Origin of the sequence: Mycobacterium sp. 852002-51057_SCH5723018 (assembly GCF_001667035.1) — a bacterium.
In the GTDB taxonomy this organism is placed as follows: Bacteria; Actinomycetota; Actinomycetes; order Mycobacteriales; family Mycobacteriaceae; genus Mycobacterium.
Genome location: NZ_LZIR01000127.1, coordinates 52,755 through 77,493 on the forward strand (window position 1 = coordinate 52,755; position 24,739 = coordinate 77,493).

A 24,739-nucleotide genomic window follows, 5' to 3' on the forward strand; every position below is an offset into this window, starting at 1 on the left:
CTCAGTGGGTCAATAGGGCGACCGCGCTCCAGACCCTCGACCCCGGTCGGCGCGGGTCCGGCTGGGGCAGCCAGGCGCCCGGGCGCATGAACACCGGCAACCGGCGGAGCCGGTGGGCGGCCACGAACAGCGATTCCACCTCGACCGTGCGCCAGCCCAGGTCCTCGAAGTAGGTCAACCCGTTCTCGGGCGCGAACTTGAACGGCGCGTTTTGCAGCAGGTCGGCCATCTTCTTGTTCATCATCTTCTTCAGCCCCGGACCGGATAAGTCGAGCATCCACCAGGTGACCTCGGGACGCTTGATCGCGTCGGAGAGCGCGACGACGTCGGCGTCGTCGAGATACATCAGCAGGCCTTCGGTCAGGACCAGCGCTCTGGTCGCGCCGTCGAGCGCCTCATCCAGGAAGGCGGCCCGCGCCCCGGGGTCGGCCAGGTCGACGGCGGTCCGGGTCAGCCGGCATCGCGGGGTCTGGTCGGCCAGCAGCCGCGTCTTTTCCTCGAGCAACTTCGGCAGATCGGCCTCCACCCAGGTGAATTCCGCGGGGAGCTGCAACCGGTAGGGCCGCGTGTCCAAGCCCGCGGCCAGGTTCAACACCCGGTCACAGCCGTCGGCGATCGCCTGGATGATGGTGTCGTCGATGATCTTGGTGCGCGCGACGAGCCACCACCCGTTGCGGGTCATCCGGGGCGCGCGCGCGACGATGGCGCGGCCGTGCTCGCCGGCGAGACGGGCGGCGAGCGGGTCGCTGAACAGCGCGTCGGGACGGGCGGATTCGGTGGCCCGGTGCAGCGCCGTCCAGCGGGCGGTGTCGGAAACGTGGCTAATCGATTGGCCGGGGCTTGACATACGTTGCGTTATAACACTTGTCGCTTCACTCCCCGGCCCTGGCTCCAGCGAGCCACGCGGCCGTCACCGCCCGGGTCTGGGGCGGCGGGACGGCAGCGCCGGGTGCGCCCAGCTGACCGACTTTGACCGTCCACACCGCCGACGAGCGGTCGACGCAGGTCCCGGCGCCCTGGCTGGGCAGCCACAGCACCGCGAGATTGCTGCCCGGGCCGCCGCATCCGTAGACACCGACGTACCCGTCGGGGCGCCCACCCCAGGCGCCTCCGTTGCGGAGCTGGCAACGGGTGCCGTCGTCCAGTGTCAGTGCGAACGGGTCCGGGGTGGCGGTCGGCTGCACGGGCGGCAGCGGGCCGTCGTAGGACACCCGATGCAGGCGCTTGTCCCAGGGATCGTCCACGCACAACAGGGAGCCGGGCGTCGACGGCCAGCAGGTGCCGGCGCCGGCCGCGCTGGGCGAGCAGGAGTACACATCCGCTGCCACCGTCGACGGCGACGGTGTGGTGCACTCGCTGACGGTGGTGACGTTGCCTTGTGGCGGCGCCTCCTGGTAGCCGTTGATCGGTTGGCCGCCGGGCCCGACGGCAACCGCGGTGATCACCTCGGTGGGGGGCGGATCGCCGGCAGCCGGTCCCATCGGCGGCAGCACCACCATCGACGTCAGGGCGATGGGCGTCAAGGCGATTCGCGACACCACGTTCATCGCGCCAAACCTCCCGTTCAGCTGCCCCTTTTTGAAGGGTACGGTGCGCCTATGCCCGAGCGAAACCGCCGCTTTCTCCTCCGCGAGCGCCCCACCGGACGCATTGGCCCAGACACCTTCGAACTGAGCGAGCAGGCGGTGCCCGAGATCGTGGACGGCGAGGCGCTGGTGCGCGTCGACTGGATATCGCTCGACCCCACAAATCGCACATGGATCAACGACACGCCGACGTACCTGCCGCCGGTGGCCATCGGCGAGGTCATGCGCGCGGGGGGTCTGGGCGAGGTCGTCGCCTCCAAGAATCCGAAATATGCGGTGGGGCAGATGGTGCAAGGCCTCCTCGGCTGGCAGGAGTACGCGGTCGTCTCGGACGCGACGTTTGTGACACCGGTCGACATCGCCGCGGACATTTCGCCGAGCGCCTACCTGGGTGCGCTCGGAACGACCGGGCTGACCGCGTGGATCGGCATCCGTGACATCGGAAAGCCGAAGCCGGGCGAAACCGTCGTCATCTCGGCCGCGGCCGGCGCCGTCGGATCGGTTGCCGGGCAGCTCGCCAAGGCCGCCGGCGCGCGCGTCGTCGGCATCGCCGGCGGACCGGAGAAGTGCGCCCTGCTCACCGACCAGCTCGGCTTCGACGCGGCCGTCGACCACCGCGCCCGCGACTGGGCCGCCCAGCTCGCCGCGGCAACCCCCAACGGCATCGACGTCGACTTCGAGAACGTCGGCGGCGACATCATGGACGCGGTGTTCGCTCGGCTGAACATCGGTGCGCGCGTTGCCCTTTGCGGCCTGATCTCCGGCTACAACTCGGCCGACCCGCCGCCGGGACCGCGCGCCTTCGGCAACCTGCTCGTGCAGCGCGCCACGCTGCGCGGCTTCATCGTCCTCGACCACCTGGGGCGCGCGGCGGAGGCGATGAGCGAGATCGCCGGCCTGATCACCGACGGCAGGCTGACGCCGCTCGAGACCGTCGTCGAGGGTTTCGAGCAGCTGCCCACAGCGATCAACATGCTGTTCGACGGCAAGAACGTCGGCAAACTGGTCGTCAAGACACGCGACGACGGAGCGTAAAACGGGACGCGACAACCGCCGTCGTCACCCACGGAGAGGGAAAATAAGGAATCATGTGGTCGTCTGCGCCTAGCGCGGGACAGCAACGGTTCCTAACTGACGAGGACATCACCAATGGCAAACGATGTCGCCGGTCCCAATGCCGCCGATACTCTCCCGCAGTTGCGCCGAGGCCTTGCCAACCGACACATCCAGTTGATCGCGATCGGTGGCGCCATCGGGACCGGCCTGTTCATGGGGAGCGGGAAGACGATCTCGCTGGCCGGCCCGGCGGTGCTGCTGGTGTACGGGATCATCGGGTTCTTCGTCTTTTTCGTGTTGCGCGCGATGGGCGAACTGCTGTTGTCGAACCTGAACTACAAGTCGTTCCTCGACTTCGCCGCCGACCTATTGGGGCCTGCGGCAGGGTTTTTCATCGGGTGGTCGTACTGGTTCGCCTGGGTCGTCACCGCGATCGCGGAGATCGTTGCGATCACCGGCTACGCGAAGTTCTGGTGGCCCGGCCTGCCGGCATGGCTACCGGCCCTGATCACCGTCGGGCTGATCCTGCTGTTCAACCTGTTCAGCGTGCGCAACTTCGGGGAGATCGAGTTCTGGTTCGCCTTGATCAAGGTCGCCGCGATCTTGTGCTTCATCGTCGTCGGCGCCGTCCTTCTGGCGACGAATTTCGTTTCGCCGCAAGGCAATCACGCGACGGTTGAAAACCTCTGGAACGACGGCGGATTCTTCGCGACCGGGTTCATGGGAGTGGTCGGCGGGTTCCAGATCGCGTTCTTCGCATTCGTGGGCGTCGAACTCGTCGGCACCGCGGCGGCCGAGACGGCCAACCCGCGCCGCACCCTCCCCCGAGCCATCAATGCCGTGCCGCTGCGCGTGGCGATCTTCTACATCGGCGCGCTCCTGGCGATCCTCACCGTCGTCCCCTGGCGGCGGTTCCCCAGCGGCGAGTCGCCGTTCGTGACGATGTTCTCCCTGGCCGGGCTCGCCGCCGCGGCGTCCATCGTCAACTTCGTCGTGACCACCGCGGCCGCTTCCTCGGCGAACTCCGGCGTATTCTCCACCGGCCGCATGCTTTTCGGTCTGGCCGACGAAGGCAGCGCCCCCGCGCCCTTCCGTCGGCTGAACCGCGGCGGCGTGCCGGCGCTCGCTGTTTTTCTCACCGCCGCGCTCCTGCTGACGTCCATTCCGCTGCTCTACGTCGGCGGTTCCGTGATGGGTGCCTTCACGCTGGTGACGACGATTTCGTCGCTGTTGTTCATGTTCGTGTGGGCGATGATCATCGTCAGCTACCTCGTCTACCGCCGCCGGCACGCACAGCGCCATGCCGCGTCGTCCTACAAGATGCCCGGTGGCGTGGTGATGTGCTGGGCCATTCTGGGCTTTTTCGTGTTCGTGATCTGGACGCTCTACACCGAGCGGGAAACCGCGCTCGCCTTGGCATGGTTCCCGCTGTGGTTCGCCGTGCTGGCGGCCGGTTGGCTGATCGTCCGGCGCCGGCCAGGACACAGCGAAAGGTATCGCCGGTTCAGGGCCGAGATGAATCACGCGGTCGAAGAGGACGCCGAGACGGCCTCGGTCGCGCCGTGACGGCCGGGTACAGCTAGGACGCGCTGTTGGGCACGTCGAAGTAGTCGCGCCAAGCCGTGATCTTGTCGCCGTGAACCTCGAAGGCTCCCATGACACGGGCGTGGATGGGCCTGCCGTCGTACACAAAGTGGTCGACGCGCTCGGTCAGAACCACACTTCCCGCAACGGCGAGATTCACAATCTCGATGTTCCCTTGCGTCGTGCGGTCGACATATCCCTGCACGGCCGTACGAATTTCCTCGTGGCCTGACACAGCGCCGAGAGGGACGTTGTCCCAGACGGCGTCATCAGCGAAGTAGCTGACGATCTCGTCGACATTCAGACGGCTCCACGCGCTCAGCTCCGCGCGGACGACTTCCTCAGGCTCACGGCTCCTCCACGCTTTGGCAAACCCGATCTGTTATCGCGTGACACTAATGGACTAGAAGGCGGCATCGCGAGGTGCTGTGCCACGCAGATTCTTGGGATCGGTAGCCGATCGGTCGATCTGTACTTACCGCAACGACGACGCCAACCCGGCGGCGCCACATGAAAGGAACTCAGAAAGATGAAGATCGTCCCCGCCAGCATCGAAGAGCAGATCAACCGCGTCGATCGGCAGCGCAGCCTCTACATCGGAATCAGCGCCGGCCTCGTTGCGGCCTGGAGCGTGTTCCGCCTGATCTGGGTGCTGTACCTCGGACTGACGTTCGGTTGGTTCTTCGGGTCGATGGTTTTCCAGGTCGTGCTGTGGGGCGCGATCGGCGCCGCCGCGGGCGTCGCGGCTGTCGGTTTCCTGACGCGCTACAGCAAGGGATCTTGACCCGCGCATGCTGCACCGGAAAGTTCCGAATCCGCTTGGGGTTCGGAATTTTTCCGTGTGGGCGGCGTCACCCGTGCCGGCGCGCCGTCGGCACCGTTGGTGCGCGTAGATTTCTGGCATGGATCTTGACGGCAGGACAGCCCTTCTCACCGGGGCGACAGGCGGCCTGGGACGAGCGATCGCCTACGCGCTGGCGGCGCGCGGAGCGACACTGGTCCTCAGCTCACGCAAGGCCGAGGAGCTCGAGCAGCTCACCAAATCGCTCCCTGGCTCGGGGCACGCGGCGGTCGTCTCTGACCTGGCAGAGGAGGGGGCGGCGCTCGCGTTGCTCGAAAGGGCCGGCGACATCGACGTATTGGTCGCCAACGCGGCGCTTCCCGCATCGGGACGCCTAGATAGCTTCAGCCAGGAACAGATCGGCCGGGCGCTTCGCGTCAACCTCGAGTCACCGCTACGCATGACCCGAGAGCTGTTGCCGCGCTGGCAGGGACGCGGCAGTGGGCACTTCGTTTTCGTCTCGTCCCTGTCGGGTTTCACCGCCCTACCGAGGGCATCGGTGTATGCGGCGACCAAGTTCGGTCTGCGGGGATTCGCATTGAACCTACGAGAAGATCTGCGCGGCAGCGGTATTGGCGTGTCGGTGATTTCGCCCGGTGCGATCCGCGAGGCCGGGATGTTCGCCGAGAGTGGTGCCGCGATGCCGCGTGGCGTGGGCACCGGCACGCCGAAGCAGGTCGGCGATGCCGTCGTGCGCGCGATCTCGCGAAACGAGCCGGAGATCTGCGTTGCTCCCCTGCACCAACGTGCGTTCGCCCGTCTGGCGATGTTGGCGCCGGAAATCTCGGGTCGCATCACCGGTCCGGCCGCCGCGAAGGCGGCGGACGCGGTCGCCGCAGGCCAGACCGAGAAGCGGTAACTCAGCGCAGTTGCTGGATGCGGATGAGGTTGCCCGCGGGATCGCGGACGGCGCAGTCGCGCAGCCCGTACGGTTGCTCCGTCGGCTCCTGGACGATCTCGGCGTCGCTGTCCTGCAGCCGCTCGAAGGCGCCGTCGAGGTCCTTGGTGGCCAGCAGCAGCATGGCGTAGGTGCCCTTGGCCATCATCTCGGCGATGGTGCGGCGCTCGTCGTCGGTGATGCCGGGATTGGCGGCCGGCGGATTCAACACGATGTTGGTGCCGGGCTGGCTGGGCGGCCCGACCGTGATCCAGCGCATCTTGCCCTTGCCGACGTCGAGGCGAACCTCGAAGCCGAGGATGTCGCGGTAGAAGGCCAGCGAGGCCTCGGGGTCGTCGTGCGGGAGGAAGCTCGAGTGAATGGTGATGTCCATGCGCTCAGGCTAGGTAGGGCGCGGTGACGGGCGCTTCTCGATTCCTGATCGGTCTGGTCACCTGCTTGGCCACGCACGGCGGCAGACCCGCCGCCGCATCCGCGTGCCGGCGCCGGTAGGCGCTGGGCGGGAGGCCGACCAGTTCGGTGAACCGGGTGCTGAAGGTGCCCAGCGACGAGCAGCCGACCGCGAAACAGACCTCGGTGACGCTGAGGTCGCCGCGGCGCAGCAGCGCCATCGCGCGCTCGATGCGACGCGTCATCAGGTAGGAGTACGGCGATTCGCCGTAGGCGCGCCGGAATTCGCGGCTGAGGTGTCCGGCGGACATGTGCACCCCGCGGGCCAGGGCCTCGACGTCCAGCGGCTGCGTGTAGTCCCGGTCGATCCGGTCGCGGACGCGTCGCAGCAGCGCGAGGTCACGCAGGCGCTGCCCGGCGGAGCTACTGGTCACCTTCGCGATGTTGCCACGATTCCTCCGGCGTCGTCGCGCGGCGCCACGCCAGCGGGTTGAGGCCGCGATAGGGATCGTCGGTGCGCAGCCGGATCAGGTCACCCAGGATCTCCTGCAGCGCCCGTTGCGTTTGCTCCTTGACGATGTCCACCCACTGCTGCTGATCGACACCCAGCGGTCTGCTCGTGTCGATCGGCGAGCCGAACCGTAGGTACATGCGCTGCGGTCGGGGAATCAAGGTTGGGCCGATCCCCCGCATCAACGGCATCGCCATGTCCGGGCGCCCGTTAAACCTGCGGCTCACCGCTTCGCTGAATCTCCCGTACGCGCTGTCGCGTTCCGTCAAGCTCCGATAGACGTCGTCGCCGCCGACAAGACCGGCCGGCACGATCGGGTAGCCGTTCTCCACCGAGACACGCGCGAAGCCCGCCCGTCCCTGCCAGCGCAGCCGGTACTCCTCACCCTTGAACTTGGCGATCTCTCGGCCGCCCCCGGGGAACACGAGGATGGTTTGGTCGTTGCGCATGAGTTCGCGCGCGGTCTCCGGCGCGCCGACCACGGCACCGTACGCCGCGAGCAGATCGCCGGGCAGCCCGCGCATGCGCCCGAAACCGCGTTCGGCCAGTGGGCGCACGCGGGTCCCGATCGCACGTCGCACAGCATCAGAGATCAGGAAGATCTCGGAGCCGAACTGGGTGTGGTTGCCCACCAACAGGAATCGACCGTCGGCGGGTAGGTGGTCGACACCGTCGACATAGGGCCGATGAAGGTCGACAAGGGGCCGGAGCCGGTCGGTCACCGTGTCGAGAACCCGGCGCAGTGTCTGCACCCGCGCGCTCGGCTCCATGATGGTGGCGAGCTCGGTGTTCTCAGCCACGGTTGTCTCCGTTAGGACGGGAGAACACGACGGTGAGCGCCGGCATGCCGAACCGCGTTGGGCTGGGCAGCATCTCGATGTTCATCTCCTGATCGGCCGCGCGGCCGAGCGCCTCCATCGCCGACGGGCTGTAGGCGCGCAGCGCGCTGATGAACCCGTCGTGAAGCGCGGGCTGAATCCATGACCACGGCAACAGCACCAGATTCAGCGGCAGCGTCAAGACCGGAAACAGCGTCATGGCCAACGGGCTTCGCCGTTTGAGGTCGATGACGAGAAAGCGCTTGGCCACGCGGGTGGCCTCGGCGATGGCACGACAGGCGACCGCCGGCGGGAGGTGGTGAAACGCCAGCGCGAACACCACCAGGTCGTAGCTGTTATCGGCGGCGTCGATTGCGGTGGCGTCAACAACCTGGGCGCTCGCCCGCGGGTGGGAACCCAGCTCCCCGGCGGCGATATTGGCGACCGAGTTTGGGTTCACGTCGCTGATGGTGACGGTGGCGGTCGGGTGGAGCTTGAGGATCTGGGCCGAGAGCTTTCCGTGGCCCGCGCCGAGTTCCAGGATGCGTGGATTCGGGACGTCGGCGACGACGTCGAGTGCCGCGCGCGCGTACTTCTCATGCTGGTTGGTCAATGTGCCGATTCGGTCGAGCATCCCGATGACCTTCTGCTTCACCTCGTCCGCCACGTCGTCGCGGTCGAGGTACTCGAGCGCATCCGTCTCGAAACGACGGTCCAGCCACGATGCGTCGGGACCTCCCCTGGGCATCGTCGCAATCGCCTGGTCGAGCGCATCTGTAGTGGCCATCGGGTCATCTCCATTCTTGACGGTGGGGTTCTCCACCCACCATAGCAAACGAACCAGTTCGTCTGCGTATGATGTCCCTGTGAGAACGAAGAGCGAGCTCCGCGACGAAATACTGGCCGCCGCCCGCGCGGAGTTCGCTCAGTACGGCCTGGCCGGGGCGCGCATCGATCGCATCGCGCGCGCCGCCAACGCGAGCAAGGAGCGGCTGTACGCGCATTTCGGTGACAAGGAGACCCTCTTTCGGGATGTGGTCGCCACCGATGGGGCCGAGTTCTTCCGCGCCGTGGAGCTGCGACCCGACGCGGTACCCGAGTTCGTCGGCGACATCTTCGACCTGGCGCAGAGCCGGCCCGAACACGTCCGGATGATCACCTGGGCCCAGCTGGAAGGCTTTCCGCTGGACATGCCGGAGTTCGACGAGGAGCACAGACCCGAGCGCGCCATCGCCGCCCTGGAACAGGCGCAGGCGGATGGCCACGTCGATCCCGCGTGGGAACCCCAGCAGCTGGTGGTCTTTCTATTTGCGATCGGACTGGCGTGGACGCACTGGCCCGACCCGGCCGCTGCCACCACGGACGCGAAGATCGTCGCCCGCCGCCGCGCCGCCGCGGTCGAGGCGGCGGCCCGCATCGTCGAACCCGGTTCTTAGGCGCCGACCAACTCGGGGTGGAACTTGGCCGCCATCCGGCGCAACCCCTCGCGCCAGTCGACCGTGGTGCCGCCGATGAGCTCGTGCATCCGCGTCGCGTCGGTCGGATTGCCGCGCAGCGCCTGCTCAGTCTCGGTGAACACCGGCTCCTTGCCGACGAGTTCGCCGAGATAGCCACACCAATCCTGGAGGCTGACGGTCTGGTCACCGCACCAGTTGACTGTGGTCGCCGGCACCGATGCCACCCCGAGCAGCTTGGGGATGGTCGCGATGACGTCGTCCTCGTGGATGGGGTTGTAGTAGGCGGGGCCGCCGGGCGGGACCGGGATCGGGATGCCGGCCAGCGTCATCTCCATGTGGTAGTACGGCCACCCGCCGTTGTCGCCGTACGGGACGTTCAGGCGCGCGATGGTGGTGGGCACGCCGAGCGCGCGTGCCATCGACCGTGCGACCACCTCCCCAGCGATCTTTGAGATGGAATACGTTGGGAACAAACACTTGTGGTTGTCGCCCAGGGGGGCGGCTTCGGTCCGCGGTTCGTCGTCCGGCGGGTCGTACACAGCCGCAGAAGAGCAGTGCAGGAAGGCCTTCGCGCCGCGACAGTGGCACATCAGCAGGCCGACCGACTCCGCGTTGGCCCCCAGGTCCTTGTCCCAGCTTCCGCTCTTGGCCACCGCCAGGTTGAGTACGTAGTCGAAATCGCTTGGCAGGCCGGTGAAGTCGCCCGCCGCCAGGTTGACCTGCCGGCACCGAATCCCCGCCTCCTCGAGGTCTTCTCGGGCGCCGGGATTGGTGAAGCGGGCGATGCCCCACACTTCGTTGTCGGCCGCGAGTGCCCGGGCGATCGGAGTGGCGATTTGGCCGGTCGGACCGGTGATCAGGATCTTCGAGCCGCGCATGCGCTGATGGTAGGCGACCGAAGAAGCGGGCATTCGCCCGCAGCCCGACAACCATGCGCGTAGTGTCCTCAGGCCATGGCCGATGCGATCCATTTCGTCGACGCGAACGGGCTCAAATTCGCCTACCTGGAACAGGGCTCTGGGCCGCTGGTGCTGCTGTTCCACGGGTTCCCGGACACGGCGCACACCTGGGACGATCTTCGCCCGCGCATCGCTGCGAACGGATACCGCGTCATCGCGCCCTTCATGCGGGGCTACCATCCCAGCGCCATCCCCGATCGCGACCCGGATCAAGAGACCCTGGCGCGCGATCCGCTCGCCCTGATCGACGCATTCGGGGCCCGCGACGCCATCATCGTCGGCCACGACTGGGGCGCCTCGGCCGCCTACGGCGCGGCGGCCCTCGCCCCGGATCGCGTCAAAAAGCTGTTCGTCATCGGGATTCCGCACCCAGCGACGCTCAGGCCGGCGCCGAAGAAGCTGTGGGGCGCCCGCCACTTCGTGGCATACAAGCTGCCCGGCGCGTCGAACCGATTCGCGCGCAACGACTTCGCTGCCCTGCCCGCCATCTATCGGAGATGGTCTCCGACGTGGAATCCCGATCCGGCGGAGTTCGACGCCGTGCGCGCGAGCTTCGCGAACCGGGCCAGCCTCGGCGCGGCGTTCGGCTACTACCGAAAACTCTCCCCCATCCCCAGCGCATCGCTCAGGGCGCGGATCAAGGTCCCGACGGTCGTCTTCGCCGGGCTCGACGACCCCGTCGCCACGCCCTCGGACTATCGCCGCGCGGGCCGGATGTTCGAGGGTGGGTACGTCGTCGAAGAGGTACCGGGCGGGCATTTCATGCACCGCGAGCATCCCGAAGCCTTCGCAGAGCGGCTCTTGGCGCATTTGTGACTTTCGCGCATTCTGCTCACTCGCAGCGGTAGGGGGTCGCGCCTGCGGTAACCGTGGCGCGTTGGCGTTAGGGATTCAGAGCCCCGGCTGATCGTCGATGATGCCCAGCCAGATCTGTGCCACATCGATGGCCACCTTCTCGCTGATGAAGGCGTGCTGGGTTCCGGTGTACATGTCGCGGAAGGCGCGCTCCAGGCGGGTGCCTTCGCGGATGGCGCTGGTTCCCGCGACCAGATGGGCCCACTCGGCGCAGGCTCGGGCCGTGTCGGTAGCGTAGACGGCCGCCACCCGCATGTCGGCGCGCAGGGCCGGTGTCAGATCGTCGCCGGCGGCGACGGCCGCCTCGGCGGAGGTGAACGCGTCGAGCACGAGCAGGCGCGCGGCGCGCCACGCCGCGCGGTGGTGTGCGAGCCCCTTCTGGAAGGTCGGGCGGCTGGCGAGCGACGCCATGTCGCTCATCCGGAACTTTGTCGCCGCCAACTCCTGCACATCGTCGAGCATGCTCTTGGCCACCCCCAGCGCCCACGACGCGTGACCGGCGGCGGTGACGGGCATCAGCCCCATCCGCGTGGCCGGCGACGTGCCGCGGTGCGGCTGGCGGACGAACAGCTCAAAGGTGCGGCGGGCCGGCACGAAGACGTCCTGGGCGCTGTAGTCGTAGGACCCGGTCCCCTTGAGCCCCTGGACGAACCAGCCGTCGTTGAAGCTGATCTGGTCGCGCGGCACCACGGCCACCCGCATCTCCGGCAAGCCCTCGCTGATCCAGCGCATCTCACCGTTGTCCAGCGGCAGGAAACCGGCCGCGATGTACTGGGAGTGGCCGATGCCCGAGCCGAAGTTCCACGATCCGTTCAGCACATAGCCGCCGTCGACCGCGGTGCCCTGTCCGTTGGGGAAGAACTGGCCGCCCAGGGTGACGCGGTTGTCGTGGGCCGTGAACACTTCCGCGAAGCCCTCGTCGGGCAGGTAGGCCGCCGCGGCGAAGGACGACGGCAGGTTGGCGATGCCGATCCAGCCGAATGACCCGTCCTGCCAAGCCATTTCGATCCAGGTCTCGATCATCTGGGTGAATGAAGGCTCGACACCACCGGCCGGGGCGGGGTTGAACGCCGACATCAGTCCGGTGGCCCACATCTCGTCGACGATCGCCGGCGTCAGGGTGCGCGCCCGCTCGGATTCGGCGGCCTGCGCCTGCACGAGGTCTCGCATGCCGCGGGCCAGCGAAACCACCCGGTCATCGGTATCGGCCAACGACGTCATCGGCGTTCCCCTCATCCAGTGGCGGACCCGATAACTCTACGGCGGTGCAGCCAATCGGGGTGCCGGAGCGTCCATCTGGGTATGAAGCCTCACCGATTCATCTCGAGGAAAGGGGATGACATGACGACTCGCCGCCGCCGCGCGATCACGAAAGGCCTGATCAGCGCCGCCATCGCCGTCGGGCTTTGGGTTGGAACAGTGGCGCCGGCCGGCGCCGCTCCCAGCCCGGACAGCACCGAACCGGACCCTTTCGCCGGCCTCGGCTGTAGCTGCCGGGAGACGGCCGCACCCGGCAGCCCAGCCCTCAAGGAGGAGATGGCTCGGGGAATGCGGGAGGGCCTTTCCGTCTGGGTGCCGGGTCTACCGCCACCGCCGTTGCCCGGCCAGCCGCCGCCCTGACCGAGGTGCCCTACCGTGTGTCTGTGCGGTGGATCGTCGACGGCATGAACGTGATCGGGAGTCGCCCCGACGGTTGGTGGAAGGATCGCGGCCGCGCCATGCGCACGTTGGTGGACAGCCTCGACCGCTGGGCGCCGACCCAACAAGGCCAAGTGACGGTGGTGTTCGAGCGGCCGCCGTCAACCGTCATCACCTCGTCGGTGATCGAGGTCGCCTATGCGCCGAAGGCGGCCGCCAACTCCGCCGACGACGAGATCGTGCGGTTGGTGCAGGCCGCCGCTCGACCGGACGAAATCCGCGTCGTGACATCGGACAAGGGCCTGACCGATCGGGTCGCCAGAGTGGGCGCGTCGGTCTATCCCGCGGCGAGCTTTCGTGACCTCATCGATCCCAGGTGAGCGCGCCGGTTAGCTTGGACGGCTTCTGACGTCGAAGTCGACCCGTTCGCCGTCGACCTTGAGAATGCGCATGTGCGCGGTGTACGGCTTGCCCTCCGGCCCGGTGAAGTGGCAGTCGAACTCCTGGCCGACCTTGGCCTGCACGCCCGACGGGCAGTGCACGTCGGTCGGACGAAAGCCCGTCTGGCTCGAGACGACGTCGACCACGGATTGCGCGGCGCCGTCGGGTTTGACGGTGGACTTGGCGTCACACCCGGCGAGGACGGCCGAAACCGCGAGAATCGCCGCCGCGAAGCGGGCCCGGTCACCGGTGTTTGTCAACATGGGAACGTCAGGCTAACACCCCCGCACGCCAATGCGACCGCTCAGCGCGGCCAGTCGTATCCGGCCGCAAACACGCGGGCTGGGTCAGGCCCGGTTCAGCCCAGGGCCGCCAGCGCCGCGTCGTAGTTGGGCTCCTGCGCGATCTCGGGCACCAACTCGGAGTAGGCGACGTTCCCGTCGGCGCCGATGACCACCACCGCACGGGCGAGCAGCCCGGCCATCGGACCGTCGGTGATGCTGACGCCGTAGTCTTCGCCGAAGCTGTCCCGGAACGCCGACGCCGTGTTGACGTTCTCGATGCCCTCCGCGCCGCAGAACCGCGCCTGGGCGAACGGCAGATCTTTTGACACGCACAGCACCGACACACCGCCATCGGCGGCGCGCTGGTTGAAGGTACGCACGCTCGTCGCGCACACCGGCGTGTCGACGGACGGAAAGATGTTCAGCAGTATGGGCTTTCCGCTGAACTGCTCGCTGCTGACGGCGCCGAGGTCGGCGCCGGTCAAGTTGAAGGCTGGGGCTTTAGATCCGACGGCAGGAAGCTCGCCGACAGTGTTGATCGGGTTTCCACGCAAGGTTATCTGTGCCATGGCCACAGTCTGCCAAGGCGGCCGCGGCGGCCGTGGGTCAGGTCCTATGTCCTAAATGGTGGGGTGCATGGCGTAGACGACATCCCCTGGTCGGACCGAGACTGAACGCATGGCTCGCAAGGTCGTGATCGTCGGCTTTCCCGGCGTGCAGGCGCTCGATGTGGTGGGGCCCCACGATGTGTTCACCAGCGCCTCGCTGCTGACCAGCGGCGGGTACGACGTCGTGATGGCCGCGGCCGGCGGCCAACCGGTCACCACCGCCACCGGCCTGAGCTTTCTCACCGCGCCGCTGCCCGCGCCCGGCGACCCCGTCGACACCGTCGTGCTGCCCGGCGGAGGTGGCGTGGACGCCGCCCGGTCCAATCCGGAGCTGATGGCGTGGATCAAGGCGATCACCGGCCATGCCCGCCGCATCGTCACCGTCTGCACCGGCGCGTTTCTGGCCGCGGAGGCGGGACTGCTGGACGGCCGGCGGGCGACCACGCACTGGGCCTTCGCCGGGCGCCTGGCCCGCGAATTCCCGCGCATCGACGTCGACCCCGACCCGATCTTCGTCCGCAGCTCGGAAACGGTATGGACGGCCGCCGGCGTCACCGCCGGAATCGATCTCGGGCTCTCGCTGGTCGAAGACGACTACGGCACCGAGGTCGCGCAGACGGTCGCCCGCTGGCTCGTGCTGTACCTGCGCCGCCCCGGTGGGCAGACGCAGTTCGCGGCGCCGGTGTGGATGCCGCGCGCCAAACGGGCACCCATCCGCGAGGTGCAAGAGGCCATCGAGGCCGAACCGGGCGGCACGCACAGCATCGGCGACCTGGCCCACCGTGCGGCGATGAGCCCGCGCCACTTCACGCGCGTGTTCACCGACGAGGTCGGCGAGGCGCCCGGCCAATACGTGGAACGCATCCGCACCGAAGCCGCGCGCCGCCAGCTGGAGGAGACCGACGACACCGTCGTCGCGATCGCCTCCCGGTGCGGCTTCGGAACCGCGGAGACCATGCGCCGCAACTTCATTCGACGCGTGGGCATTTCACCCGACCAATACCGCAAGGCTTTCGCTTAGTTGAGAGGACGACACCGATGACCCAAATCGCGTTCGTGGCCTATCCCGGATTCACCGCGCTGGACATGATCGGCCCGTACGAGGTGCTGCGCAACCTGCCCGGCGCCGACGTGCGGTTCGTGTGGCACGAAACCGGGCCGATCACCGCCGACTCCGGCGTGCTGGTCATCGGTGCCACCCACTCGCTGGCCGAGACCCCTTCCCCCGACGTGATTCTCGTGCCGGGGGGACCGGCGACGCCGGTGCACGCGCGCGACGAGGCGCTGCTCGATTGGCTGCGCCGGGCCCACCGGACCGCAAGCTGGACGACGTCGGTGTGTTCGGGCTCGGTGATCCTGGCGGCCGCCGGCTTGCTCGAGGGACGGCGCGCGACGTCGCATTGGATCGCCATTCCCGCGCTGAAGGCGTTCGGCGTCATCCCGGTCGCCGACGAGCGGATCGTGTGTCAGGGCAACGTCGTCACGGCCGCGGGTGTGTCGGCCGGACTCGACCTCGCGCTGTGGTTGGCCGGCGAGATCGGGGGTGCCGGCCGCGCGAAGGCGATTCAGCTCGCCATCGAATACGACCCGCAGCCGCCGTTCGACTCCGGCCACATGTCGAAGGCGTCGCCGGCCACGAAAGCCGCTGCGACTGCGCTGCTTTCCCGGGACAGCGTCAAGCCGGCCAACCTGAAAGCCGCGACGTTGCTCGCCTGGGATCAGGCGCTGGCCCCGGTCCGGGCCCGCCGGCGCAGGCGGCAGCCTAACGTCAACGCCGAGTGTGCAATTCACGACGCGACACGCCGTTGAAGCGTCGTAGATTGCACGCTCGGCGGTCAGAGGCGCCCTCGGGCGTCAGGGGCTGGGCTGGAGGATGTCGGTTGTCGCCAGCTGACCGCCGGCCTGCATCCACTCCGTGACGACCCGCGGCGCATCCCGGTTGGGGTTGTAGATGTCTTCCTCGCTGGAGAACAAACCATCACCGGCATAGACGAGGCGGGTCCAGTTGGGGAACCAGAACGGCTCACCGTCCGGGTCGGTGGGGTGGTCGAGCAGGTTCTTGATCATGATGACGACGGCGTCGTTGTCGTCGTCGTGGGCCACCCAGTCGTTGGGGAAGCGCATGTGCGGGAAGGGTGCCATGACCGCGACGATCCAGTCGCGCACCGCCTCACGGCCGTGGAAGACACCATAGTGATGCTCGGTGTAGACGACATCCTCGGTGAATAGATCCGCGAAGGGTCGCCAGTCGCCCGAAGCGCTGCACCCTTCGACAACGGTCGAGTAGTTCCGGACGGCTTCTTCGATTTCGGCCCTGTTGAATTTGCCCATAGCGGACACACTAGAACGTGTTCCACATAACGGTGACTGTTCTGGATGGGATTTCGAATGAGCGTTTTGGATCTGTTCGACTTGCGCGGCAAGACGGCGCTGGTGACCGGGGCGTCCAGCGGCATCGGCAAGAAGGTGGCGGAGGCATACCTGCAAGCCGGCGCTCAAGTCGCCATCGCGGCACGGCATTCCGAGGCCTTGGCGGCGGTCGCCGACGAGCTCTCCCCCATCGGTGGGGCGGTGTTGCCCATCCGTTGCGACGTGACCCAGCCGGATCAGGTGGCCGAAATGGTGGACCGGGTGACCGCCGACCTGGGTGGCGTCGACATCGCGGTCTGCAACGCCGGCTTCTTGAATGTGACTGCGCTGCTGGACATGTCGCCCGAAGAATTCCAGGCGATCCAGGACACCAATGTGACCGGGGTGTTCCTCACCGCCCAGGCGGCGGCCCGGGCGATGGTCACGCAGGGAAACGGCGGGGTCATCATCACCACCGCCTCGATGTCCGGCCACATCATCAACATCCCGCAGCAGGTGGGCCACTACTGCACCTCCAAGGCGGCGGTCATTCACCTGACCAAGGCCATGGCCGTGGAGTTCGCGCCGCACAACATCCGGGTCAACAGCGTCAGCCCGGGCTACATCCGCACCGAGCTGGTCGAGCCGTTGGTGGAGTATCACCGGCTGTGGGAGCCGAAGATCCCGCTGGGCCGGATGGGGCGGCCCGAAGAGCTCACCGCCTTGTACTTGTATCTGGCCAGCGAGGCGTCGAGCTACATGACCGGTTCCGACATCGTCATCGACGGCGGCTACACCTGCCCTTGATCACAGCGTCATTGGACGAGGCAGCGGTGGCCGAAGCGCGTTCGCACGCCCGCCGAAAACAGCGCGCGCAGGCGATCACCCGCCGGCCGCACCGCGCTGGCGTCCACCAACTCGTCGGATAGCTCAATCACCTCGGCCGCGCGCAGCGGCCACGGCTCGTGCTCGTTCGGAACCCACCACGTCCGTCCGGCTTTGCGGGTGTGTGCGCCCCATCGGGCGGTCAGCCAGACCTCGAGCGGGGTCGGTTCGACCGCATCGCCGATGGCGATCGCCAGCCGGCTGCGCAGGCCGCGCTCCGGCCAGCGGCGCACGCTGTCGTAGGTGATGTGGCCGCGTTCCCGCATGATCCGCATCCGCGACCAGACGTACGGGACGCCGAGGCCGATCCGGATGACGGGCACCGCGGCCAGCCGGGCCGTTTCCAGCGAACGGAAGACGACGCCGTGTCGCCCCGCGTCATCGACGGAGTACAGCCGGACGTTGGTCTCCGCGAAGCCGCCGAAATACGGCAGCCCCAGCGTGGTGCCGACCTTGGTGCTGCTGAGCATGAACGGGACCAGCCCGACGTAGGTCATCCCGTCGGCGAACACGTCGGGGCGGGTCCCGGGCGGGTACAAACTTTCGACGCTGGCCGGCCGCACCGGCCAGTGCAGGAACGTCAGATCGTCCCAGCGCTGCTCGAAGGTCACCGGACCGACAATCGGTGGTGCGGTGACCGGGTACCCCGCCGGCGCTGGGCTGCCGTCTGATTCCGGGGCGGGTGGACCCGGTATGGCGGTCACTCGGGCTATCCCTCTATCTGACCGGAGATTCCGCGCTCGATGCTGGCGCGTGTGGTGGCCGGCAACACGATCAGGCCGTCGATTTCCTTGCGGGCCAGGTCGAAAGCGTTTTGGCGTTCCTGCGGGGCGGCCGCCGGGTCGGCCGCCACCCGCAACAGGCTCTGCGCCCGCGCGATTCGCTGCTGGTCGCCTCGGGAGAAGTCGCTGCGCCGCCGGCGCATCGCCTCGGTCTCGGCGACGTTGAACGCCGTCACGTAGTCCTCGACCGCGGATTGATACAACGCCGCCGCCTCCCGGTCATCGAGGAGGTCTTCGGCTTTGACGGGGCGCAAGAAGTCCGCCCGCAGCTTGGCTTTGTGGAAGCCGATGGTGAGCGGGTCGCGCATGTCGGTCATCAGCGGGAAGTCGAGAAGCTTGGCGACGTCGAGTTCATACTCGAGCCAGCGTGCGTCGGTGCGGCCGTGCTCCTCGATCACTCGTCGCAGCGAACGCCATAGCGCGGCTTGGCTATTGACATGCTGGGCCGCCGGTGTGGTCGCTTCTTCCACCGGTGCGTGATCGAGGGCCCGCGGCTCCTCGGCGCGGCGCCTGTTGGCGGCGAACGCCCGCACCGCGGCGAAGACCATGCCCGCCACCGGCAGGATCACGATCAGCAGCTCCGCCAGGCGGAATAGCAAACCCACACGGCCAGGATGCCACCACCGCGCGGTTCGGCAAGGGTTCGGAACTAATGCGCGCCCAGCGTGCCGCTGAGGTATTGGGCGCGGCAGGCCCGCCGGGCCAGTTTGCCGCTGGTGGTGCGCGGGATGGCGCCGGCGGACAGAAAGCGCACGTCGGAGGGGGTCACGCCGTGGCGCTGCGACACCGCGGCCCGGATCGCCTCGATGGCCGGCGCCGGGTCGTCGCGGCTGGTGCCTGCGGCGCGTTCGGCCACGATCACCAGCCGCTCGCCACCATCGTCAGCCGGCGCGGTAAGCGCGGCCACGTAGCCGCGGCGCACCATCGGCGACGCCTCGGCGGTGGTGGCCTCGATGTCTTGCGGATAGTGGTTGCGGCCCTCGACGGTCACCAGGTCGGCGATGCGGCCCGTCACGTACAGCTCACCGTCGAGGTAGACGCCGAGGTCCCCGGTCCGCAGCCAGGCGCGCCCGGCGGTCGAGGCCGCGGCGTGGCTGCCTTCGGCGAGCCGCGACCGCAGCGTGGCACCGAAAGCCAGCCGGCTTTCGGTGGGTAGCCCCCAATAGCCGCGGCCCACGTTGTTGCCCTGCAACCAGATCTCGCCGACGTCGCCGTCGGGCAATTCGTTCCCGGTATCCGGGTCGACCACGACCGCGAACAGGCTGGGGGCCACCCGTCCGCAGGACACCTGCGGCGCGGCATTCGGCGCATCCGCCGCGACACGTACCGCATGGCCGGCGCCCAGTTGTTCGCGGTCCAGATAGCTGACCGAGGCCTCGGCGGAGGGTTCGATGGTCGCCACGAACAGCGTCGCCTCCGCGATGCCATACGACGGTTTGAACGCCGTCCGCGGTAATCCGTATGGCGCGAAGGCCTTGTTGAACGTCCTGATCGCATCGATGCTGACCGGTTCGGACCCGATGATCATCACCACGTTGCCGAGGTCGACGTCGTCACCGGGCGCGGGCAGGCCTCGTTGCGCGGTCCACTCGTAGGCGAAGTTGGGCGCCGCCGTGACCACGCGGCCCTGCCGCGAGCCCTCGGACAGCGCATGGATCCAGCGCAGCGGCCGGCGGACGAACGCGGTGGGCGACATCAGCGTGGAGTGCCCGCCATAGACCGCGGGAAAGCCGATCATCGACAGGCCCATGTCGTGGTAGAGCGGTAACCAGCTGACGCCGTGGGTATTTCGGTCCAGCAGGTCGATCGACAGGATCATTTGTACCAGGTTGGTGCCGACCGCCCGGTGGGTGATCTCCACGCCGACCGGGGGGCGCGTCGAGCCCGACGTGTACTGCAGGTGCGAGACGTCGTCCATGCCCAGTTCGGTAGGTGCGAACCACTCCCCTTCCGAGTCGGGTACCTGGTCGATGACGACGACGTGCGGTGGCTTGAGGTGCGTCAGGTTGCTCAGGAACTTCTCAACGGATTCCTTTGCCGCCGTTGTGGTCAGGACGACCGTCGGTTCGGAATCGCGGAGCGCCGTGTCGAGACGTTCGGCGTGGCCCGGCAGTTCGGGGGCGAACAGCGGCACCGCGATGGTCCCGGCCTTGATCGCCGCGTAGAAACCCGCGACGTAGTCGATGCCTTGCGGGGCGAGCACCGCGACCCGCTCGCCGCGGCTTGCGACGTGCTGCACGCGCGCGCCGATGGCGTGCAATCGGGCGCCGAATTGGGTCCAGGTCACCTCGGCGACTTGGCGGTCGGCCGCGCGGCTGTAGTCCAGGTAGCGATACGCGACGGCATCGCCGACGTTGGCCACGTTGCGTTCGATCAGGGATATCAGCGTGACGCCGGGCGGCATCACGACGTCGCCGAGGGCGTCCAGGCAGTCCTCGATCTGCAGCATGCCGGGCACGGGCGCCGCATCTTGCCGGGAACCGCAATCCATAGGCGCAGTCTAGGTGCCCGACGGGACCGGGCCGGCCGCCCGTGAGCCGGCCGGCCCGGCGTCCAGCGATGTCCGTCCGCGCTTACCGAAGCAGGGGTCGGCGGCCAAAAAGGGCGAGGAGCTGGTCACTCGGCGCGGCCGTCGCCGGTGGCGTCAGGGGTTCGGCGAACACGCGCCCGGCGAGCCCGGCTTCGGCAAGGGGTGGCGAAACGCACAGCAGCGCCGAAGCGAGCTCGGGGGGAATGGGGCGGTCGGCCCGGCAGGCCTGCGCGATATCCCATGCGTGCAGCACCATCTCGAGCGCGCCGACGTAGACGACGACGTCGGCGGGCAGGGGCCGCCCCTGGATCTCGCACCACCGGCCCGCCGTCGGCGGCGCGGTCGAGGCGAGCAGGAAGTCGACCACGCCGGTCCGCAGCGCGGCCACCGGATCGGGCCCGGACGTTGCGCTCGGCTCGCGATCGGACGGTCCGGGCGCCTTCCCCACCGCCAGCACGTCGGCGACGTCCGCCAACGAGGCGCCCACATGGCGCAGCAGGCGGCGCAGATCCCATCCGCGGCAGGGCGTCGGCGCCGAGAGGTCCGCCCCGCGAACCAGCAGCAGGTTCTCGAACAGGTACCGGGTGGCCGCGGTCAGTACGGACACGTCATCGGGCGCAGGCACGGTCCGGTCCCTCACCCCCTCGCCGGTCCCGTAAAGGTCTCGGGCAGGCCGAACTTGGCGACCAGCGCCGGGTCGTTGAAGGCGACGATGCGGGAGATGCGACCGCCTGCCATCGACAGGACGTCAAGCCCCGCGGCACGGAAGGAGCCGTCCGGTACGCGCTTGTACAACGCGAAGGCCGGAACGCCGTTGGCCCGGGTGTGGGCCAGCCGCCAGTGATCCGGCGTATGCAGCACCACCCGCGCCAGGAATTCGCACACCGCATCCCGTCCGACGAACCACGTTGGAATGGGCGGCATTTCGAGTTCGACGTCGGCGCGAAGCAGCTCGGCGAGTTCGTCGACGTCGGCGCGCTGGAAGGCCGCCATGTAGCGGTCGAGTACGTCGCGCGCCCCGGATTCGCCGGGTTCGCTCAGCTCGTCCGGCGTGGGCCGGGCCTCCGCCAGTTGCGTGCGGGCGCGCTGCAGGGCGCTGTTGACGGCGGCCGTCGACGTTTCCAATATCTCGGCGACCTCTTTGGCCGGCCAACCCAGCACGTCACGCAGCACCAGAACCGCGCGTTGCAGCGGTGACAAGTGTTGCAGCGCCGCCACGAACGCCAACCGGACGGTGCTGCGGTGCGACACCACCACGGCGGGATCGTCGGTCGCCCCGAACAGCAGGCTGTCCGGGGCGGGTTGCAACCATGGAATCTCGGATTGCGGCGGGGCAAGCGGGACGGCGGCGCTGTCGGCCGGGGCGCCCAGCCCCGACGGAAGCGGGCGGCGCTTCCGCGTCTGCAACATGTTCAGGTAGGTGTTGGTCGCAATCTTGTAGAGCCACAACCTTATTGAGGAACGGCCCTCGAACCGGTCGTAGGACTGCCAGGCGCGCAGATAGGTGTCCTGCACCAAATCCTCACACTCGTCGACGGATCCGAGCATCCGATAGCAGTACGCCTGCAACTCGGATCGATACCGTTCGGCGACTTGCGCGAAGTCGGCGCCGCTGGTGGACGGCATTGCGCACCTCACTTATCTCGCTCGAACCCAAAGCCTTTCACGAGTCTTGGCGACGCGGCCGGGGGTCGTTGGGGTCGCGCTCGCCCGGGTCGGGGTCTTCCCACCACTGCGAACGGTCGTCGCCGTATGCGTCATGCCAGTTCCACCACGCGTAGGCCGGCGTCTGCGGGTATCCGTCCGGGGAGTCTTCCCAGTCCTCCTGGCGCCCCAGCGCGGTCATGTCCAGGTAACTCCAGGTGTTGCCCAGCGCCTCATCGCCGCGGTTGTTGATGAAGTAGGTGCGGAACACCCGGTCGCCGTCGCGGATGAACGCGTTGGTGCCGTGCCACTCGTCGACCCCGAAGTCCTTGTCAAAGTCGTCGGTGATCGTGTACCACGGCATGTGCCAGCCCATCCGGGCCTTCACCCGCGCGATGTCGGGCTGGCTCGCGCGGGAGGCGAACACCAGGGTGGTGTTGCGGGCGTTCAGATGCGCCAGGTTGCCGATATGGTCGGCGATCATCGAGCAGCCGCGGCAGGCGTGGTCGGGCCAGCCGTCCACGCCGGGCTCCAGGAACGCCCGATAGACGATCAGCTGACGCCGCCCGTCGAACAGGTCCACGAGGCGCACCCTGCCCTCGGGGCCGTCGAACTCGTACGGCTTGTCCACCGCCAGCCACGGCATCCGCCGGCGCTGGGCGGCCAGCGCATCCCGCTCCCGGAACAATTGCTTCTCTTTCACCAGGAGCCGCTGGCGCGCGGCCTCCCAGTCGTCTGCCGATACGATCGGCGGTGTCTGCATGTTCATGTCTTACCTTTCGCGTTGTGGTTCTGCGGTTTTCAGCGGTTTTTTGGGGTCTTCAGCGGGTTTTTGGCGGTCAGGCCAGCTTTTGCAGCCCGGTTCCGGTCACCAGGTAACCGGGCGCAACGCCGGCGGCGTCCGCCCGCAGCAGCTCCACGACGGCCTCGCCGGCCCCCTCTGGGCTGAGCGGTTTCCCGAGCTGGCGGACGTACTCTTCCTCGGACTGGCCACTGCGGGCCGCGTACGCCCGCACGGCGGGGCGGCCGAGTTCGGTCAGCGGGGTGATCCGCGGCATCAGCGCCGTGAACGTGATGCCCAGGTCGGCGAGGTTGGCCTCCTCTTGGGCGTAACCGGTGATGAAGCGCTGGGTGGCCTTGGCGCCGGCGTACCCCCCGCTCAGCGGCGAACCGGCCAGGGCGGCGCCGCTGCTGATCACCACCACCCTGCTTCCGGGTCGCAGCGGCTTCAGCAGCGCCTCGCGTAGCCAGTGAAAGGCGATGCGGACGTCGGTGTGCCAGTTGGCCGAGAAGGTCTCCCAGGTGTGGTGCTGGAGTGGACGCACCAGCGGGCTCGCCCCGGCCACCAGGATGAGGAGCTGCGGATCGTATCGGTCCAGCAGGCTGCCGGGCACCGACGCGTCGGCCGCGTCGGCCACCACCGCTTGGATGCTGCCGCTGGCCGGCTCGGGAAAGGTGGTTGCGCTGCGGGCCACGGCGATCACCGACGCGCCGGCTTCGGCCGCCGCGGTCGCGATGCCCCGCCCCAGGCCGCGGCTCGCGCCGACGACGAGTGCGGTCTTGCCGGATAGGTCGTTCATGATGTCCTCCTGGGTGCTCACTGCTGCGCCAGCACCGGCGGTGCCGCGGCGACCAGCTCGGCGAACTGACGCTCCAGCGCCTTGGTCGGGCTGCTCGTCCACGCCACCGCGAGCGATTGCGACACGGGGTCGGGGAAGATGTCCTCCTCGTCGCGTTCCAGTGCGTCGAAGACGGCCGACGCCACGGATTGCGGAGTCGATTTCGGAATGTCGAGGTCTCGGGTCATGTCGGTGTCCACCGGCCCGGTCAACACGGCGTGAACGCGCACCCCTTTGGGAGCCAGGAAGGCGCGCAGCGACATCGTGAGGTTGAACGCGGCCGCCTTCGAAACCGAGTACGCGGGAATGAGCGGCAGCGGCGCCAATGCGTTGATCGAGAGGTTGTTGACGACCGCCCCGCTCGAGCGCATCAGCATGGGCAGGAAGGCCCGGGTGACCGCATAGGTGCCGAACAGGTTGACGGCAAGGTGCCGTTCGAGGACCGAGGGATCGCTGAGGTCGTCGTAGAGCGCGATGCCCGCGTTGTTGATCAGCACGTCAAGCGAGTCGATCGTGCCGACGGCGTCTTGGATCTGCGCCGCATTCGTCACGTCCAGTGCGACCGGCACGACGCGCTGATCCGACGCGGCAAAGCGATCCCGCGTGCCGGCGTAGACGCGCCGGGCCCCTCTGCCCAGCGCTTCGTCGACGAGCGCCCGGCCGATGCCGCGATTGGCGCCCGTGATCAAGACTGCTTTGTCCGCGACTTCGCCTTTTCCCAAACCCATGACAACCCTTCCCAACGGAAAAGCCCCCGCGCGGGGCGCGGGGGCTGCTTCTTCGATTCATCGTTTGAGCCGATCGAGTCCGATCGAACTACACATATAGACAAGTCTCGGTGCCAAAACTCATCGCAACGGCGGCCTCAATCCGTCTGCTTCGGTGACAATCGTGATTGTCACCGCCCGCCGGGCCCGCTTAATTCACCTGCTGGAAACCTGTTTCCAGTTGCCTAAGGGTTTCGTCACGGCAACGAGATCACGACGCGGCGCAGAGATAAGGGA

General features: G+C 68.0%; 31 protein-coding genes. 11 read left to right on the forward strand and 20 right to left on the reverse strand.

Features of this window, described 5'->3' with window-relative positions; genetic code table 11:
• Position 1: 1 nt before the first annotated feature.
• Positions 2 to 847: an SAM-dependent methyltransferase gene (locus tag A5764_RS25975; protein WP_067119379.1), complete on the reverse strand. Its 846-nt coding sequence runs from the start codon at positions 845 to 847 to the stop codon at positions 2 to 4.
• A gap of 25 nt (positions 848 to 872) precedes the next feature.
• A complete protein-coding gene (locus tag A5764_RS25980) occupies positions 873 to 1,547 on the reverse strand; it encodes a hypothetical protein (RefSeq protein WP_067119382.1) in 675 nt (224 codons plus the stop codon).
• Positions 1,548 to 1,598: 51 nt separating this feature from the next.
• On the opposite strand from A5764_RS25980, the gene A5764_RS25985 reads away from it, so the two are divergent.
• Positions 1,599 to 2,621, forward strand: a complete 1,023-nt coding sequence (locus tag A5764_RS25985) for an NADP-dependent oxidoreductase (RefSeq protein WP_067119385.1) — start codon at positions 1,599 to 1,601, stop codon at positions 2,619 to 2,621.
• 114 nt (positions 2,622 to 2,735) lie between these two features.
• A complete protein-coding gene (locus tag A5764_RS25990) occupies positions 2,736 to 4,208 on the forward strand; it encodes an amino acid permease (protein ID WP_067119390.1) in 1,473 nt (490 codons plus the stop codon).
• Positions 4,209 to 4,221: 13 nt separating this feature from the next.
• Here the strand turns inward: A5764_RS25990 and A5764_RS25995 are convergent, their stop codons facing one another.
• Positions 4,222 to 4,605, reverse strand: coding sequence for a limonene-1,2-epoxide hydrolase family protein (locus A5764_RS25995; RefSeq protein WP_067119393.1), 384 nt, complete (start codon positions 4,603 to 4,605; stop codon positions 4,222 to 4,224).
• 150 nt (positions 4,606 to 4,755) lie between these two features.
• Here A5764_RS25995 and A5764_RS26000 point away from each other — a divergent pair, with 150 nt between their 5' ends.
• Both A5764_RS26000 and A5764_RS26005 read left to right on the forward strand, forming a co-directional pair.
• A complete protein-coding gene (locus A5764_RS26000; protein WP_067119396.1) occupies positions 4,756 to 5,010 on the forward strand; it encodes a hypothetical protein in 255 nt (84 codons plus the stop codon).
• Positions 5,011 to 5,128: 118 nt separating this feature from the next.
• Positions 5,129 to 5,926, forward strand: coding sequence for an SDR family oxidoreductase (locus A5764_RS26005; RefSeq protein WP_067119399.1), 798 nt, complete (start codon positions 5,129 to 5,131; stop codon positions 5,924 to 5,926).
• 1 nt (position 5,927) lies between these two features.
• Here the strand turns inward: A5764_RS26005 and A5764_RS26010 are convergent, their stop codons facing one another.
• Genes A5764_RS26010 through A5764_RS26025 form a run of 4 tightly spaced genes read right to left on the reverse strand, consistent with a single transcriptional unit; the run spans position 5,928 to position 8,471 of the window.
• On the reverse strand, positions 5,928 to 6,338 hold the full coding sequence (locus A5764_RS26010) for a VOC family protein (RefSeq protein WP_067119402.1): 411 nt from the start codon (positions 6,336 to 6,338) through the stop codon (positions 5,928 to 5,930).
• 4 nt (positions 6,339 to 6,342) lie between these two features.
• Complete coding sequence (locus A5764_RS26015; RefSeq protein WP_067119405.1) at positions 6,343 to 6,789, reverse strand: helix-turn-helix transcriptional regulator; 447 nt, start codon at positions 6,787 to 6,789, stop codon at positions 6,343 to 6,345.
• Positions 6,779 to 7,636, reverse strand: coding sequence for a lysophospholipid acyltransferase family protein (locus tag A5764_RS26020; RefSeq protein ID WP_067119750.1), 858 nt, complete (start codon positions 7,634 to 7,636; stop codon positions 6,779 to 6,781). The genes A5764_RS26015 and A5764_RS26020 overlap by 11 nt, the downstream gene beginning before the upstream one ends.
• Positions 7,637 to 7,658: 22 nt before the next feature.
• Positions 7,659 to 8,471, reverse strand: coding sequence for a class I SAM-dependent methyltransferase (locus A5764_RS26025; RefSeq protein WP_067119753.1), 813 nt, complete (start codon positions 8,469 to 8,471; stop codon positions 7,659 to 7,661).
• A gap of 79 nt (positions 8,472 to 8,550) precedes the next feature.
• On the opposite strand from A5764_RS26025, the gene A5764_RS26030 reads away from it, so the two are divergent.
• The gene (locus tag A5764_RS26030) at positions 8,551 to 9,120 is read left to right on the forward strand and encodes a TetR family transcriptional regulator (RefSeq protein ID WP_067119407.1); all 570 of its coding nucleotides are present in this window, start codon (positions 8,551 to 8,553) and stop codon (positions 9,118 to 9,120) included.
• On the opposite strand, the gene A5764_RS26035 is transcribed toward A5764_RS26030, so the two are convergent.
• Positions 9,117 to 10,019: an NAD(P)-dependent oxidoreductase gene (locus A5764_RS26035; protein ID WP_067119756.1), complete on the reverse strand. Its 903-nt coding sequence runs from the start codon at positions 10,017 to 10,019 to the stop codon at positions 9,117 to 9,119. The genes A5764_RS26030 and A5764_RS26035 overlap by 4 nt on opposite strands.
• Positions 10,020 to 10,094: 75 nt before the next feature.
• Between A5764_RS26035 and A5764_RS26040 the strand changes: the two genes are divergently transcribed.
• Positions 10,095 to 10,916 carry an alpha/beta fold hydrolase gene (locus tag A5764_RS26040; RefSeq protein WP_067119410.1) on the forward strand — a complete coding sequence of 274 codons (822 nt, stop codon included), beginning with the start codon at positions 10,095 to 10,097 and terminating at the stop codon, positions 10,914 to 10,916.
• 75 nt (positions 10,917 to 10,991) lie between these two features.
• Here A5764_RS26040 and A5764_RS26045 read toward each other — a convergent pair whose 3' ends face one another.
• Positions 10,992 to 12,176 (reverse strand): acyl-CoA dehydrogenase family protein, encoded by a 1,185-nt coding sequence (locus tag A5764_RS26045; protein ID WP_067119413.1) that lies wholly within the window; start codon positions 12,174 to 12,176, stop codon positions 10,992 to 10,994.
• A gap of 120 nt (positions 12,177 to 12,296) precedes the next feature.
• On the opposite strand from A5764_RS26045, the gene A5764_RS27915 reads away from it, so the two are divergent.
• Entirely contained in the window at positions 12,297 to 12,575 is a 279-nt protein-coding gene (locus A5764_RS27915; protein ID WP_082951922.1) for a hypothetical protein, read from the forward strand.
• A 23-nt stretch (positions 12,576 to 12,598) separates the two neighbouring features.
• Positions 12,599 to 12,973: an NYN domain-containing protein gene (locus A5764_RS26050; RefSeq protein ID WP_067119759.1), complete on the forward strand. Its 375-nt coding sequence runs from the start codon at positions 12,599 to 12,601 to the stop codon at positions 12,971 to 12,973.
• A gap of 9 nt (positions 12,974 to 12,982) precedes the next feature.
• On the opposite strand, the gene A5764_RS26055 is transcribed toward A5764_RS26050, so the two are convergent.
• Positions 12,983 to 13,297, reverse strand: coding sequence for a DUF4333 domain-containing protein (locus tag A5764_RS26055; RefSeq protein WP_067119416.1), 315 nt, complete (start codon positions 13,295 to 13,297; stop codon positions 12,983 to 12,985).
• A gap of 95 nt (positions 13,298 to 13,392) precedes the next feature.
• Positions 13,393 to 13,887 (reverse strand): thiol peroxidase, encoded by a 495-nt coding sequence (tpx, locus tag A5764_RS26060; RefSeq protein ID WP_067119762.1) that lies wholly within the window; start codon positions 13,885 to 13,887, stop codon positions 13,393 to 13,395.
• Positions 13,888 to 13,996: 109 nt separating this feature from the next.
• On the opposite strand from tpx, the gene A5764_RS26065 reads away from it, so the two are divergent.
• The gene (locus tag A5764_RS26065) at positions 13,997 to 14,947 is read left to right on the forward strand and encodes a GlxA family transcriptional regulator (protein WP_067119418.1); all 951 of its coding nucleotides are present in this window, start codon (positions 13,997 to 13,999) and stop codon (positions 14,945 to 14,947) included.
• Between the two features lie 17 nt (positions 14,948 to 14,964).
• Positions 14,965 to 15,735, forward strand: a complete 771-nt coding sequence (locus A5764_RS26070; protein WP_067119420.1) for a DJ-1/PfpI family protein — start codon at positions 14,965 to 14,967, stop codon at positions 15,733 to 15,735.
• 45 nt (positions 15,736 to 15,780) lie between these two features.
• Here A5764_RS26070 and A5764_RS26075 read toward each other — a convergent pair whose 3' ends face one another.
• Positions 15,781 to 16,257 carry a nuclear transport factor 2 family protein gene (locus A5764_RS26075; RefSeq protein WP_067119421.1) on the reverse strand — a complete coding sequence of 159 codons (477 nt, stop codon included), beginning with the start codon at positions 16,255 to 16,257 and terminating at the stop codon, positions 15,781 to 15,783.
• A gap of 57 nt (positions 16,258 to 16,314) precedes the next feature.
• Here A5764_RS26075 and A5764_RS26080 point away from each other — a divergent pair, with 57 nt between their 5' ends.
• Positions 16,315 to 17,082 (forward strand): SDR family oxidoreductase, encoded by a 768-nt coding sequence (locus A5764_RS26080; RefSeq protein ID WP_067119423.1) that lies wholly within the window; start codon positions 16,315 to 16,317, stop codon positions 17,080 to 17,082.
• Between the two features lie 8 nt (positions 17,083 to 17,090).
• On the opposite strand, the gene A5764_RS26085 is transcribed toward A5764_RS26080, so the two are convergent.
• From A5764_RS26085 to A5764_RS26120, 8 genes are all read right to left on the reverse strand, one after another.
• Positions 17,091 to 17,864 (reverse strand): YqjF family protein, encoded by a 774-nt coding sequence (locus tag A5764_RS26085; protein WP_067119426.1) that lies wholly within the window; start codon positions 17,862 to 17,864, stop codon positions 17,091 to 17,093.
• A 5-nt stretch (positions 17,865 to 17,869) separates the two neighbouring features.
• A complete protein-coding gene (locus tag A5764_RS26090) occupies positions 17,870 to 18,547 on the reverse strand; it encodes a hypothetical protein (RefSeq protein ID WP_067119435.1) in 678 nt (225 codons plus the stop codon).
• A 44-nt stretch (positions 18,548 to 18,591) separates the two neighbouring features.
• Positions 18,592 to 20,433 (reverse strand): fatty acyl-AMP ligase, encoded by a 1,842-nt coding sequence (locus A5764_RS26095; RefSeq protein ID WP_067119438.1) that lies wholly within the window; start codon positions 20,431 to 20,433, stop codon positions 18,592 to 18,594.
• 82 nt (positions 20,434 to 20,515) lie between these two features.
• On the reverse strand, positions 20,516 to 21,097 hold the full coding sequence (locus A5764_RS26100) for a TIGR03086 family metal-binding protein (protein ID WP_197501733.1): 582 nt from the start codon (positions 21,095 to 21,097) through the stop codon (positions 20,516 to 20,518).
• 11 nt (positions 21,098 to 21,108) lie between these two features.
• Positions 21,109 to 22,098: a sigma-70 family RNA polymerase sigma factor gene (locus A5764_RS26105; RefSeq protein WP_067119449.1), complete on the reverse strand. Its 990-nt coding sequence runs from the start codon at positions 22,096 to 22,098 to the stop codon at positions 21,109 to 21,111.
• Between the two features lie 37 nt (positions 22,099 to 22,135).
• Positions 22,136 to 22,879, reverse strand: coding sequence for a DUF899 domain-containing protein (locus A5764_RS26110; RefSeq protein ID WP_067119764.1), 744 nt, complete (start codon positions 22,877 to 22,879; stop codon positions 22,136 to 22,138).
• A gap of 76 nt (positions 22,880 to 22,955) precedes the next feature.
• The gene (locus A5764_RS26115) at positions 22,956 to 23,696 is read right to left on the reverse strand and encodes an SDR family oxidoreductase (protein ID WP_067119768.1); all 741 of its coding nucleotides are present in this window, start codon (positions 23,694 to 23,696) and stop codon (positions 22,956 to 22,958) included.
• Positions 23,697 to 23,713: 17 nt separating this feature from the next.
• Positions 23,714 to 24,463: an SDR family NAD(P)-dependent oxidoreductase gene (locus tag A5764_RS26120; protein ID WP_067119463.1), complete on the reverse strand. Its 750-nt coding sequence runs from the start codon at positions 24,461 to 24,463 to the stop codon at positions 23,714 to 23,716.
• Positions 24,464 to 24,739: the final 276 nt, after the last annotated feature.

What these genes read in the sequence shown, in the direction of transcription:
- A5764_RS26075 (WP_067119421.1), bottom strand. Translation starts at nt 16,257, where the DNA reads ATGGGCAAATTCAACAGGGCCGAAATCGAAGAAGCCGTCCGGAACTAC.
- A5764_RS26095 (WP_067119438.1), bottom strand. Translation starts at nt 20,433, where the DNA reads ATGGATTGCGGTTCCCGGCAAGATGCGGCGCCCGTGCCCGGCATGCTG.
- A5764_RS26070 (WP_067119420.1), top strand. Translation starts at nt 14,965, where the DNA reads ATGACCCAAATCGCGTTCGTGGCCTATCCCGGATTCACCGCGCTGGAC.
- A5764_RS25975 (WP_067119379.1), bottom strand. Translation starts at nt 847, where the DNA reads ATGTCAAGCCCCGGCCAATCGATTAGCCACGTTTCCGACACCGCCCGC.
- A5764_RS26080 (WP_067119423.1), top strand. Translation starts at nt 16,315, where the DNA reads ATGAGCGTTTTGGATCTGTTCGACTTGCGCGGCAAGACGGCGCTGGTG.
- A5764_RS26020 (WP_067119750.1), bottom strand. Translation starts at nt 7,636, where the DNA reads ATGGAGCCGAGCGCGCGGGTGCAGACACTGCGCCGGGTTCTCGACACG.
- A5764_RS26035 (WP_067119756.1), bottom strand. Translation starts at nt 10,019, where the DNA reads ATGCGCGGCTCGAAGATCCTGATCACCGGTCCGACCGGCCAAATCGCC.
- A5764_RS25985 (WP_067119385.1), top strand. Translation starts at nt 1,599, where the DNA reads ATGCCCGAGCGAAACCGCCGCTTTCTCCTCCGCGAGCGCCCCACCGGA.
- A5764_RS26045 (WP_067119413.1), bottom strand. Translation starts at nt 12,176, where the DNA reads ATGACGTCGTTGGCCGATACCGATGACCGGGTGGTTTCGCTGGCCCGC.
- tpx (WP_067119762.1), bottom strand. Translation starts at nt 13,887, where the DNA reads ATGGCACAGATAACCTTGCGTGGAAACCCGATCAACACTGTCGGCGAG.
- A5764_RS26115 (WP_067119768.1), bottom strand. Translation starts at nt 23,696, where the DNA reads ATGAACGACCTATCCGGCAAGACCGCACTCGTCGTCGGCGCGAGCCGC.
- A5764_RS26000 (WP_067119396.1), top strand. Translation starts at nt 4,756, where the DNA reads ATGAAGATCGTCCCCGCCAGCATCGAAGAGCAGATCAACCGCGTCGAT.
- A5764_RS26065 (WP_067119418.1), top strand. Translation starts at nt 13,997, where the DNA reads ATGGCTCGCAAGGTCGTGATCGTCGGCTTTCCCGGCGTGCAGGCGCTC.
- A5764_RS25980 (WP_067119382.1), bottom strand. Translation starts at nt 1,547, where the DNA reads ATGAACGTGGTGTCGCGAATCGCCTTGACGCCCATCGCCCTGACGTCG.
- A5764_RS26040 (WP_067119410.1), top strand. Translation starts at nt 10,095, where the DNA reads ATGGCCGATGCGATCCATTTCGTCGACGCGAACGGGCTCAAATTCGCC.
- A5764_RS26105 (WP_067119449.1), bottom strand. Translation starts at nt 22,098, where the DNA reads ATGCCGTCCACCAGCGGCGCCGACTTCGCGCAAGTCGCCGAACGGTAT.
- A5764_RS25990 (WP_067119390.1), top strand. Translation starts at nt 2,736, where the DNA reads ATGGCAAACGATGTCGCCGGTCCCAATGCCGCCGATACTCTCCCGCAG.
- A5764_RS26120 (WP_067119463.1), bottom strand. Translation starts at nt 24,463, where the DNA reads ATGGGTTTGGGAAAAGGCGAAGTCGCGGACAAAGCAGTCTTGATCACG.
- A5764_RS26055 (WP_067119416.1), bottom strand. Translation starts at nt 13,297, where the DNA reads ATGTTGACAAACACCGGTGACCGGGCCCGCTTCGCGGCGGCGATTCTC.
- A5764_RS26010 (WP_067119402.1), bottom strand. Translation starts at nt 6,338, where the DNA reads ATGGACATCACCATTCACTCGAGCTTCCTCCCGCACGACGACCCCGAG.
- A5764_RS26025 (WP_067119753.1), bottom strand. Translation starts at nt 8,471, where the DNA reads ATGGCCACTACAGATGCGCTCGACCAGGCGATTGCGACGATGCCCAGG.
- A5764_RS26005 (WP_067119399.1), top strand. Translation starts at nt 5,129, where the DNA reads ATGGATCTTGACGGCAGGACAGCCCTTCTCACCGGGGCGACAGGCGGC.
- A5764_RS26110 (WP_067119764.1), bottom strand. Translation starts at nt 22,879, where the DNA reads ATGCAGACACCGCCGATCGTATCGGCAGACGACTGGGAGGCCGCGCGC.
- A5764_RS27915 (WP_082951922.1), top strand. Translation starts at nt 12,297, where the DNA reads ATGACGACTCGCCGCCGCCGCGCGATCACGAAAGGCCTGATCAGCGCC.